Below are 10,147 nucleotides of genomic sequence, written 5' to 3'. Positions count from 1 at the left end.
GCTACGACCATGTTTCTTGCTCTGGAATTAATACGACTTTTGCACCCAGCGCTTTGGCTAGCTCCAGGGGTATTTCTGGATACTGCCTAGATTTTGGATTTAGCAATACCGTCATCAGAAGGGGGAATTGTATTTACCTCTATATAGATATCTACTTTTTCTCCATCAATTATGCTTGTACTCTGAATAATTGGCACAAATAGCTCTCCGGTTACTATTAAACTTTAACTCTAAGAATAGTAGCATTACTCCTATTTAGTAAGTTAAGAATTTTACCACAGAGACTTCTAGGGCACAGAGAGATTTTGAACTTCTCTAAAACCTCTGCGTTCTCTGTGCCTCTGTGGTAAAAATTAATACTGTAATATCAAGTCCAAGCACGGTAAAATGTACTATCCTGCCAAATATTAGCAGTCCGTTCTTCAATTGCTGCTAGTTGATTATTATTTAGTTGCTCGAAAGCGCGCGCTACTTTCACATTTTCTTCTAATTGCTTCACGTTATCTGCTGAAATTATGCAACAGTGAACACCAGGTTGAGATAGGGTATAACTCATCGCTTGTTGAATTCCTGTTAAACCACCAGATTGAAATAACTTCCCGTAAGCAGGCACTTTCATCGCTATTACACCCACATTTTGTTGTCGAGCTAATGGTAAAACTGAGGATAAGAACGGACGCGCGTGATGTTTATCTGCTGCGTTTATTGGAATCAGCGTTGTGTGAAAGGGATAGCGACGCATTGCTTCAGCTATTGCCTCTGGTTCGTGATGCCCGGTAATACCAACAAACCGAACAATTTTTTGCTCCTTAGCTTCTTCTAACGCTTTAATTCCACCATTTGCACTAAAGATTTTTTCGACATGTTCAGGTAAAGCAACACTATGCAACTGCCATAAATCTAGATAATCTGTATTAAGACGTTTGAGAGAACGTTCTAATTCCCGCCACATTCCATCTCTGTCTTTCTCATAAGTCTTACTGGTTAAAAAAACTTTTGAACGGTGAGATGGTAGCACTTTACCTAAATAAATTTCATTCGTTCCGTAGCTAGCGGCAGTATCAAAATAACGAATGCCAAGTTCAAGCGCTCTTTCAATTATTGCTAAAGCATCACTTTCTCTGTCCTGTTTATCTAGTGGTGTGTTTGTACTTGCACCTCCTAAACCCAGCAGGGGAACTTTTACTCCCGTCCGTCCCAGTACTCTTTCTGGTATAGATGCTGGTATTTTTGCCGCATTGTAAATATTACGGGATTGTAAACTATTCGCTCCCACAACAGAGCCAGCCACAGCCATACTTGTAATTAAGAAACTGCGCCGCGTTCTTTTTGCTGTTATAAATTTCTTCACAAGGTTCTCTCCGCAAAGCGTGCCAACCGCTACTTTGTTATATTAGCGCATGTGAAAAAGATCGGAAAATGGCTGAGGAAACAGCAACGAAAAAACTAGGTGTGCCTTTGGTAACAGATGATGAAGCGCGTTCGGTGTTACCAAAAGCTGCTCCAGAAGATTCACAGGTACAATAAAAATCAGATTTAAACGTCTTAATTATCGCATGTTGTTGTAGAGACGTGATTAATCACGTCTCTACGTCGATATAGATTTGTATAAAGCATCTAGCTTAATGGCAATATTTGGAGGTTTGGAAGTAAAACGAATGTAAAAACTACTATTATTGTTTGTGACTTTTTCTAAGACTTTACCATAAATATCCTCACTAACTTCCCCTAGTGATAAAATATTGAACTTGATATTAGTCAATGGCGCCGGAGGTGTATCACTGTCTTTGTCTTTAACTATACATATTTCAGCACCATTAGCCGAGAGTTTGATGATTTCGCCCAAGTATATATTAGTACTAACATTTTTACTTTCCAAAATCATATATTGAATTTCAAGAGGTTCAACAAGAGGATAAAATTCTTCTTCTACTTGAGATAAAAATAAATTATATTCTCCACTAATGCCTCCAACCTCATAGATGGTAATTGGTTGAGTGACGCCTTTTGGAGTAACCTGCTTTTCGTTGTTAATTTTAATAATAGATTTGGTGGCGTTAAAAGTGGATTCAGAAATTAAAATTTGACCACCTGTTGTATAAGATTCAATACGATAAGTTAAATTAATTTGGCTACCAACAACTCCGTATTTAGTGCGTTTTTCTGAGCCGATATTTCCTACAACTACTTCACCAGTATTAATACCGATACCCATTTCTAATGCTGGCAATCCCCATTCTTGCATTTGTTTGTTAACAGGTATCATTGCTAGCTGCATTGCAACAGCACAAGCCACAGACCTGACTTCATCATCGACTCTTACTGTAGGGGCGCCAAACAAAACTAAAATCCCATCTCCCATAAACTCGTCAATTGTTCCTTGGTACTCAGTAATTACATCAGCCATATATCCCAGGTAGAAGTTTAAAATTTTAATTACCTCTTCAGGAGGTAATCGTTCAGAAAGACTGGTAAAACCTCTTAAATCGGAGGTAAGTATAGTAATTTTCCTTCTTTCACCACCGAGTTGTAATCCTTCAGGAGTTTCTAATAAATTGGCAACGATTTCATCACTCAAGTAACGTCCAAATACTTGGCGAATTAGTTCATTGGAGTTTTCTAATTTTTTTGAGTAACTTTGTATTTCCTGATAAGCTTCGTTACGCTGCAACAAGCTGATATATCCCCTTGAATGGTAACGAATGCGGGCAAGTAATTCAACTCGGTCTGGTAATTTTACCAAATAGTCGTTAGCACCTAACCCAAAAGCCTCAGCTTTAATCTTTGGTTCCTCTTTGCTAGAAAGCACAATCATTGGCACTTCTTTAGTTGCTGGATGAGCGCGAAAAAAACGCAGCAATAGTAAACCATCGATATCTGGCATCACTAAATCTTGGAGAATTACTGTAGGAGTAACTTCTATGGCTTTAGGAATAGCAACTGATGGGTTGTTACAGTAGTGGAAAATAATATCAGTTTCCGGTTCTAACATTCGACGTACTGCTTCGCCAATCATCGGCTGGTCGTCAATAAGTAAAACTGTAATTGCGTGTTCCTTCCAAGATGATATAGAGTTAATCATTACTAGTTTTTTATTTAATTAGGTGTTCTAAGATAAAATGCTTATATAGTCTTACAAGCATAGACGTGATATCTGATTCATACAAGCTCTGCCTATCGCATTAATTGGCAAAATTTCCACAGCGGCGCCTAAATCTGCTGCCGCCTTTGGCATACCATATACTACAGACGTGGCTTGGTCTTGAGCGATAGTATGCCAACCACGCGACCGCAAAGCCAAAAGTCCCTCACCGCCATCCTTACCCATACCAGTAAGTAAAACCCCTACACCTTTGTTAGGCCAATGCTGGGCGATGCTTTTAAAAAAAACATCCACCGAAGGGCGATAAGGATAATCACGTGGTTCTTTAGTATATCTAAACACTAAACTAGGTTGTAATACTAAGTGGTCATTTGTTCCAGCAATTACAACAGTGCCAGCTTGAAACTGCTCACCAGCTTTAGCTAATTTCACTGGCAATTGTGAGTAATTGCTCAACCATTCCGCCAAACCAGAAGCAAACTGGGCATCTAGATGCTGAATAATTGCAATAGCTACGTCACAATCTTTTGGTAGTCCAGATAAAAGAGTCGCTAAAGCTGGGGGACCACCCGTTGAAGACCCAATTACTAAAAGGGACGGAACTTGAGGTTTTGGAGCTTGAAGCTTTGATTGAAGGTTTGAACTTGGGTTGGATTTGGAATTGCGGGATGATTTGCCAATAAGTTTGGCGACGGTGGCAATTTTTGCTAATAGCTCCCTGTCCCCAACCATATTGCCACTAGAATTAAGACTAGGTGTATTAATCGCATCAAGTGCCCCATGTCCCATTGCCTCAAAGACTTGGGAACCATAATCATTAACGGCGGATGTAACTACTAAAATCGCGCAGGGGGAGTTTAGCATAATTCGGCGTGTCGCCTCTACTCCATCCATCACTGGCATTAGCAAATCCATTAATATCAAATCTGGCGTATCTACTGCACATTTTGCTACCGCTTGGGCGCCATCATTAGCAATCCAAGCAATGTTATACTCGGAGTGCGTAGCTAGGACGTGCCGCAGTGCATCTACAGCGTTCGACATATCATTGACAATAGCTATTCTCATAATAAATCACGGTATAAATTAAGATATTTGAACCTATGAACCTTGGAATATTTGAACTACAGGCTAAAGACTTTCTTCAAACGATTGCGTACCCAAACCACGGGATTAGTATCATCTTCTGTTGCATCTACCAAACCCATTTCTCGTAATTGTTTTTGGCGTGTTGCTAATTCCTCTTGATGTTTACCCAACTCTTGAACAATTTCTTCTGCTAAATTTGGTTGTGACTTTAAAAGTTTTTCAAAACCTTTATTATTAATCACAAATACATTTGTGTCTTCTAATGTTCGCACTGTTGCTGTGCGAGGAATCGCTAGCATTAAAGCCAACTCTCCAAAAAATTGCCCAGCTTTGAGGGTAGTAAGATGTTTATTGATCTTTTCTACAAATACTTCTACTGACCCAGAAAGAATAATATAAAATGCATCACCTGGGTCATTTTCTCTAAATAAAATTGTTGATGTTCTTAAGCGTTGTCGATATCCACTTTCAATTAATTGCCGTAATTCAATGTCGGTAAAATTATGGAAGTAAGTTACCTGCCGTAATAAAACTCGCAAAGATAAAGGTAGGATATTTTTTTCCTGTAAATCTTCCTGTTTATATGGCATTTGATTATTTTCTGCTTGCAGGTGTGATAATGAAATACCATATTGACGCAAATTATACTCAATAATAAAATTTAATGAGCTTCTAACATCTGTTCTTTTTTCTACATTATTTACCCATATTCTCAATTCAAATTCTAACATTCCATCTGATAAAGCATTAAAAATAACTTTAGGATATGGTTCTTTAAGAACTAATGCTTCAACATAAGCTGAATTTAAAAGTGCTTCGGTTACTGCTAAAGGGTCGCTACCATAATCTACTTTAACTGGAATAATAATTTGATTATTGCTATTGTCGTATTTCCAGTTAAGAATTGGTTTTTGGACTAAATTACTGTTGGGCATTACTAAACAAGCTCCTTCACTAGTTTGAATAATAGTAGAGCGTAAAGAGATTTTTTTGACAGTTCCTTGAAGTGTTTTAAATTCTTCCGATACCCAAAGTTCAATAAAGTCTCCTACTTTAACAGAACGTTCTATAAGTAAAGTTAGCCCGCTGAGAAAATTTTCTGTGATGTTTTGAATTCCAAATCCGATTCCTATTCCTAAACCACCAGCTAACACAGCTAAAGAAGCTAGATTAAATCCTGTACTTTCTAAAATAACTACCAAACCTAATGAGCCAGTAATGTAAGTAATAATTGAGGAAAGTGCTTCTCTATTTCCTTCATCAATTCCAAATCTTACAAGTAATTGATTCTTGAGAAAATTATTAATAAATCTAGATATAATAATAACTAAAATAAATGAGACAATCAATTGCAGTATTGATTCTAGTGGTAAAGAAGTCTGCCCAAATGTGAGATTAATACTGTGTACAGTTTGGGAAGCTTCTGATAGAAATTGCTGGACTATGGTGTTCATTGTTGAAAATAGAAAAATAGAATTTAGAAAGAATTTAGAAAAAATCTCTCTAACAAATGTTTGATGGACGGTTTGCGAGAGGGTTAAGGCTATTAGTAACCTTTCAGGGAGGCGCCTATAGTAAAACTAGGTATTCTATGTTAAGCTAGTTGCCAATTAAATCGACAACAGCATTTAGTAAAGTATCATCATGAAAACTACTCTTTGTTAAATAATAATCAGCGCCTACTTCTAAACCCGTAACTCGATCAGATTCACGGTCTTTGTAAGATACAATAATTACAGGTAAAGAGTGTAAAGTCGGATGATTTTTTATTTGACCAACTAGCTCAAAGCCATTCATACGAGGCATATCAATATCACTAATTACTAAGTCATAGTGACCAGTACGTACAGCATTCCACCCATCCATGCCATTGACAGCAACTTCTACGTGATAGCCGTTATTTTGCAGTAATTTACGTTCTACCTCCCGTACTGTAATCGAGTCATCTACTACCAAGATACGTTTACCTTTGGTTCTAGTACTGTTTGAACTTTGATTGACATTACTCAAAAGTCTGGTATTGAGACGTTTGTCGATTGAAGTGATTAAATCTTCGACATCGATAATTAGAACGGGAGAGCCATCTGGCATTAAAGCTGCTGCACTAATATCCGGAACTTTCCCCAAACGGGTATCTAATGGTCGCACAACTAAATCACGTTCACCCAAAAAGCAATCTACCACTAACCCATAACGATTAGAACGATCGCTAATGATTAATATCGATAATTCATCTGTATTTAGAACAGTTTCATGTAAATCTAACACTTGATGCGCTGCTACCAGACCAATATTTTGTCCATCAAGATTAAAATACTGACGGTTTTCGATATACGTAATATCAGAGCGATTAATCCTAACAATACGTTCGATGCGCGCTAAGGGAAAAGCATAAGGTTCTCCTGAAATTTTTACTAACAAGGTACGAATCACTGATAAAGTTAAGGGCAATTGTAAGTGAAAAGTCATACCCTTTCCTGGTTGGGATACAGCTCGCACGATACCCCCGACTTCTTGAACCATGCTTTGAACCACATCCAAACCAACACCACGACCAGAAATTTCTGTAACCGCACTTTTTGTTGAAAAACCAGGCAGAAACATAAACTCCATTAATTCGGCTTCTGTTAGTTGAGCTGCCATATCAGCAGTAGTCATACCTTTGTTAATAATCTTTTGACGCAAGCGTTCTAAGTCAACTCCCTGTCCATCGTCAGAGACTGTAATTAATAACATGCCCGCTCGATGGGTTGCTTCTAGCCTGACTGTTCCTTCCGCAGGTTTCCCACAAGCCAAGCGTTCTTCGGAAGATTCAAGACCGTGGTCGAGGGCATTACGCAAAATGTGAGTTAGGGGCGCCTCTAATTTTTCTAAAATATCTCGATCTACTTGAGTTGATTTACCAACAATTTCAAATTTGACTTGTTTGCCCAACCGTCTCGCTAAATCTCGCATCATCCTAGGAAAACTTTGAACCCCATCTGCAAACGGACGCATATGGCTGGCGATAACTTCTCGGTAAAGACGATCTGAAAGATTAGCACTCCTACGAGCAAAAAGTTCCAACTCAATAAGGCGATCTGCTAAAAATTGGCGACATTCATCAGCTTTTTTTCGCGAACTGGCAAGATAACTTTGGGCGCGCGCTCCGGGCAGTTCATCAGCTAAAGATTCCTCTAACCTTCCTAGCAAACCGTAGAGTTCAAGTTGATAGTTTCTGAGTTTGAATAAAGAATCTGCAAAAGGTTGCAACCAGTTTGCCTCTACCAATGATTCACCAGCTAAACCCATTAAACGATTTAAATTATCGGCGCTGACTCGTACCACACGGTCAGCAGATTGAGAATTTGCGGATTTTGAGTGGTCTTCATTGGCTGATGTTGATTTTCTCTCTTTTGATGGTTTTGCCATCTCTTGATTAGAATTACCACTCCTATTTGTTACTGATGGTTTCGCCATCGTTTGTCTCGAATTAACACTCTCAGTGAGAGCGAATTGAGGTGTTGGGGTTGCGGTTACAGGTTGCGAAATTGGAGTAGAAGTGGTTGTTAGCTTCGGCAGTGAATTTACCTCTGCACTTTTGGGCTGTTCGGATGTGAAGGCAGCAATTTCACTATTATGTTCCAACAGCCAAGACTCAATATGATTTTCTGGAACTTGGGCTAGACGTAAAAGCCAACTAATACCAAGAAGTAAATTATCAATTTGATTGCTTTGTAGAGGAATTTTTCTTTTCTGAAGCATCAGAAAACTTTCCTCTAATACGCTAGCAATTTTGACAACAGCATCAATGTAAACAATTTTACCTATTCCTTTTATTTCATGAGCCGCTTGAATCAAAGATTCGGGTTCTAAAGAGGCATCTGTATTACTTTTAAGTGCGCTCAACTTTTGATTCAAGAATGTAGCTTGGGTTTCTACTTGCGCGCGAAACAAAGCCAGCATTGATAAATCGCGAACACCCGGAGGTATAGTTAAAGTAGGAGTAGGTGTAGGAGAAGGAGGGGGAATTGGAGTGGAAGAGTAAAAATGATTTTGTTTCTCCGTACTTGATTCATTATCCGTTAAAATTACAGATATTGCTGTCACTAAATTATTAATTTCTGCTTGATGATTGCTTAACCAAGCTTCTAATTCTGTGTCAGAAATTTTACTGAGACTCAGTAACATATCGACACCAGAGAGCAGCACATCAACTTTATCTGGGGAATCAAGGGAAATCTTGCCGTTTTGAGAAGCAACAAAGCAGTCTTCCATAACATGGGCAATATTTACAGCAGCATCCAATTGGACAACTCGAGCAGCACCCTTAATCGAATGAGATGCACGCATTAAAGCTTCGAGTTCCGTAGCTGCTGTTGGATTATTTTCCAAGGCTAACAAATTATTGTTTAATATTTCTGCTTGGGCTTCTACTTCCATGCGAAATAAATCGAGCATGGAACAATTATTTATATCTTGATTGCTCATTGTTCTAAGATTTCATTATATTTCATAAAATTTTTCTGTTTAAAGTGTAGAACAATAGTTCATCATCCAAAAAACTTACTCTTTGAGACTGCCACTTAATGACTCCTTTTGTATAACTTTCTGTCATTTTAAAAACTGTTGTAGGTACGTTTTCCAATTCATCAGGGTGAATGCGGTGAATACCGTAAATTTCATCTACAGGAAATACCCAACGACTTCCTTCTTTTTCCACAACTACCATTCGTCCCGATACTTGAGAGCTAACTTTGTCACGATTAACGTTTGTGGTTTCTATACCCAAAAGTGCAGATAGAGAAACACACATTTGAATTTCTCCTCGAATGTTTACCAAACCTAAAAATATGTTGCTACTACGGTGTGGTAATGTGTGGAGAATACACATTTGTGTTACTTCTGTAAGTAATTGGGCTGGTAATGCCAGTAATTCCCCTCCCAGTCGAAAGATACCTACTGATATAGTGCCGATAGGGGCTACTTGATGAATTTCTCCAACGGATTTTTTCTGAGTAAGTAAATTTGTCCACTCATTTAAATATCCTGAAGGTGGTTCGCGTTCTAGTAAACTGCGTCCTCTTGTAGCATAAATAGGACAGTTACGGCAGTGAGTGACGGTTTTTAGTTCACGACAAGAGTGATCACCCTTAACTCCAATTTGGTTCCAGCAATCGTTAATCATTAGTTAGTTGCCACTTTAAAATGAGAAATTTCTTGGCGTAAGCCATGTGCCGCATCATTCAATTGTCCAATGGCGCCGTTAATTTCACGTAGAGAGTCTACTGTTTGCGAAGAAGCCTCACTAAGTTGCATCATCGCTTCACTTATTTGCTGCGCTCCCTGTGATTGAGCTTCCATACCTTCGTTTACCTCTTCAAAGCGGGGGGTGAGGGCTTGCACTTCTCCAATAATTGACTCAAGTTTGGTGCTAATGTTACGGACATTATCGACACCTTGTTCTACTTCTTTGGTGAATTTATCCATTTCCATCACTCCAGTAGAAACTGCTGCCTGCATTTCCCTAACCATATTCTCTATATCCAAAGTGGCTACTGCTGTCTGGTCAGCAAGGCGCCGAATTTCTCTAGCAACAACCGCAAATCCCATGCCATATTCTCCGGCTTTTTCTGCTTCGATTGCAGCATTTAAGGAGAGCAAGTTAGTTTGGTCTGCCACTTTGGTAATAGTCGTAATAATACTATTAATATTATTAGCTTTTTCACTAATCATTCCCAGCTTAGTAGAAATTGTACTCGTCGAATCCGCCAGCTTACGCATAGTCGTTTCCATATGTGCCAAGTCTTGTTGGCTTTCGTCGGCGGCATCAGCAGTTGCTTGTGAGGACTGACCAACTTCATCCATAGTTTTTGCTAGCTGCGTAGATGTAGCGGCAATTTCCCTAGCTGTAGCTGCAACTTCATTGGTTGAAGCAAGCTGTTCTGTTACCGTCGCTTCCAATTCCCTACCAGA

The 10,147-nt window shown here is 38.8% G+C and carries 7 protein-coding genes; all 7 read right to left on the bottom strand.

All coding sequences use genetic code 11. The annotated features are described in order from the left end of the window. Positions 1 to 367: 367 nt before the first annotated feature. Entirely contained in the window at positions 368 to 1,339 is a 972-nt protein-coding gene (locus AC2JBO_RS38590; RefSeq protein WP_496958926.1) for an aldo/keto reductase, read from the bottom strand. Positions 1,340 to 1,588: 249 nt separating this feature from the next. Further along, positions 1,589 to 3,082: an adenylate/guanylate cyclase domain-containing protein gene (locus AC2JBO_RS38585; RefSeq protein WP_496958925.1), complete on the bottom strand. Its 1,494-nt coding sequence runs from the start codon at positions 3,080 to 3,082 to the stop codon at positions 1,589 to 1,591. A 51-nt stretch (positions 3,083 to 3,133) separates the two neighbouring features. Further along, positions 3,134 to 4,171, bottom strand: coding sequence for a chemotaxis response regulator protein-glutamate methylesterase (locus AC2JBO_RS38580; protein WP_496958924.1), 1,038 nt, complete (start codon positions 4,169 to 4,171; stop codon positions 3,134 to 3,136). A gap of 56 nt (positions 4,172 to 4,227) precedes the next feature. Next, on the bottom strand, positions 4,228 to 5,646 hold the full coding sequence (locus tag AC2JBO_RS38575; RefSeq protein ID WP_496958923.1) for a cyclic nucleotide-binding domain-containing protein: 1,419 nt from the start codon (positions 5,644 to 5,646) through the stop codon (positions 4,228 to 4,230). A 145-nt stretch (positions 5,647 to 5,791) separates the two neighbouring features. Then, positions 5,792 to 8,662, bottom strand: coding sequence for a hybrid sensor histidine kinase/response regulator (locus AC2JBO_RS38570; protein ID WP_496958922.1), 2,871 nt, complete (start codon positions 8,660 to 8,662; stop codon positions 5,792 to 5,794). A 22-nt stretch (positions 8,663 to 8,684) separates the two neighbouring features. After that, positions 8,685 to 9,359: a chemotaxis protein CheW gene (locus AC2JBO_RS38565; protein WP_496958921.1), complete on the bottom strand. Its 675-nt coding sequence runs from the start codon at positions 9,357 to 9,359 to the stop codon at positions 8,685 to 8,687. Beyond that, positions 9,359 to 10,147, bottom strand: a 789-nt coding sequence (locus AC2JBO_RS38560; RefSeq protein WP_496958920.1) for a methyl-accepting chemotaxis protein, incomplete at its 5' end; no start/stop codon positions are given. The genes AC2JBO_RS38560 and AC2JBO_RS38565, both read right to left, overlap by 1 nt.

The organism is Calothrix sp. CBUCES-K 9914 (genome assembly GCF_059640475.1).
Note: the sequence above shows the minus strand (reverse complement) of the source record. Positions and strands in the feature narration are given on the sequence as shown.

Bases quoted from the DNA above. Each gene is read 5' to 3' on its own strand.
- AC2JBO_RS38585 (WP_496958925.1), bottom strand. From the start codon at position 3,082: ATGATTAACTCTATATCATCTTGGAAGGAACACGCAATTACAGTTTTA.
- AC2JBO_RS38580 (WP_496958924.1), bottom strand. From the start codon at position 4,171: ATGAGAATAGCTATTGTCAATGATATGTCGAACGCTGTAGATGCACTG.
- AC2JBO_RS38575 (WP_496958923.1), bottom strand. From the start codon at position 5,646: ATGAACACCATAGTCCAGCAATTTCTATCAGAAGCTTCCCAAACTGTA.
- AC2JBO_RS38570 (WP_496958922.1), bottom strand. From the start codon at position 8,662: ATGAGCAATCAAGATATAAATAATTGTTCCATGCTCGATTTATTTCGC.
- AC2JBO_RS38565 (WP_496958921.1), bottom strand. From the start codon at position 9,359: ATGATTAACGATTGCTGGAACCAAATTGGAGTTAAGGGTGATCACTCT.